Raw genomic sequence first — 277 nt, 5'->3', positions numbered from 1 at the left:
ACAAGTGAGAATCCTGGCATGAGTAGCAGCGAAGACAGGTGAAAAACCTGTCCGCCGGAAGCCCCAGGTTTTGGCGGCAATGTAAATCATCCGCCAGTTAGCCGGGACCCTAAGGTGAGGCTGAAAAGCGTAGCCGATGGGAAGCGGGTCAACATTCCCGCGCCAGCGGTGTGGAGCCAGAGTCGTGACGCAGGAGGCTAGGAAGAGCCACCTATGGAATGGTGGTCCAAGGTAGTAGGAGGGGGTGGCAGGCAAATCCGTCACCCCAACTCCGAGA

1 rRNA gene (only partly in view) is annotated in these 277 nt (G+C 58.1%); it reads left to right on the top strand.

The features are described from left to right. Positions 1-277: ribosomal RNA gene (locus NZ853_11540) — 23S ribosomal RNA — on the top strand (its annotated part continues 256 nt past the right edge of the window); the annotation flags it as partial.

The sequence above is a fragment of the Leptospiraceae bacterium genome, from assembly GCA_025059995.1.
GTDB lineage: Bacteria > Spirochaetota > Leptospiria > Leptospirales > Leptonemataceae > SKYB61.
The sequence above is the reverse complement of the archived record's forward strand: the minus strand, read 5'-3'. Positions and strand labels throughout refer to the sequence as shown.